Genomic DNA, 977 nt, shown 5'->3' with positions numbered 1-977 from the left:
CCCCCATTCGGAAATCTACGGGTCAAAGGTTGCTTGCACCTCTCCGTAGCTTATCGCAGCTTACCGCGTCCTTCATCGGCTGATATCGCCAAGGCATCCGCCGTACGCCCTTAAAATCTTTACTTAGATTTTATGACATGCATTAGATACATTGTCGTTTATTTTGTAGCCGTACATTTTCATGTACGTCACCAATAAGTCAGAGAATTATTTCCTATGTGCTCGGGTCAACCTACTTAGAAATTCTAAGAGATGACCTTACAAATATATAATAATTATCTTCTATGCAGTTTTCAAAGAACAAATCTGCCGATAAATTCCGTGTTACTCGTCGTTGCATTCGTCTCACTTGTCTTACGTAATTACCATTACGTGGCGACGTCGTTCAACTCATGCGCCTAGATTAACGCGTAATTTATACGTCATATTAAATTGAGAAATCATTTACAGATCTCTCAAAACCGAACAATGTAGGTTGTAAGTACAGCTAGCGCATATGCTACGTCTACTTACTGGCCAAAGTGTCGACCTAAGTGACATCCAAGCTCTTGGCCTGGTGTATGTCTCCCTAGAAAGGAGGTGATCCAGCCGCACCTTCCGATACGGCTACCTTGTTACGACTTCACCCCAATCATCGACTTTACCTTAGACGGCTGGCTCCCGAAGGTTACCCCACCGGCTTTGGGCACTTCCGACTTTCGTGGTGTGACGGGCGGTGTGTACAAGGCCCGGGAACGTATTCACCGCAGTATGCTGACCTGCGATTACTAGCGATTCCGACTTCACGTAGGCGAGTTGCAGCCTACGATCCGAACTGAGAGAGTGTTTCTCGGGTTTGCTCCACCTCGCGGTTTCGCTTCCGTCTATTAACTCCCATTGTAGTACGTGTGTAGCCCAGGTCATAAGGGGCATGATGATTTGACGTCATCCCCGCCTTCCTCCGCATTGTCTGCGGCAGTCTCTCATGAGTTCCCACC

The 977-nt window shown here is 47.2% G+C and carries 2 rRNA genes; both read right to left on the bottom strand.

The features are described 5' to 3' along the window. Positions 1 to 124: ribosomal RNA gene (locus tag VIHSUH07_RS04250) — 23S ribosomal RNA — on the bottom strand; the annotation flags it as partial. Positions 125 to 572: 448 nt separating this feature from the next. After that, positions 573 to 977: ribosomal RNA gene (locus VIHSUH07_RS04245) — 16S ribosomal RNA — on the bottom strand; the annotation flags it as partial.

The sequence above is a fragment of the Veillonella sp. T34266-5 genome (assembly GCF_002959815.1).
Taxonomy (GTDB): Bacteria; Bacillota; Negativicutes; order Veillonellales; family Veillonellaceae; genus Veillonella; species Veillonella atypica.
Note: the sequence above shows the minus strand (reverse complement) of the source record. Positions and strands in the feature narration are given on the sequence as shown.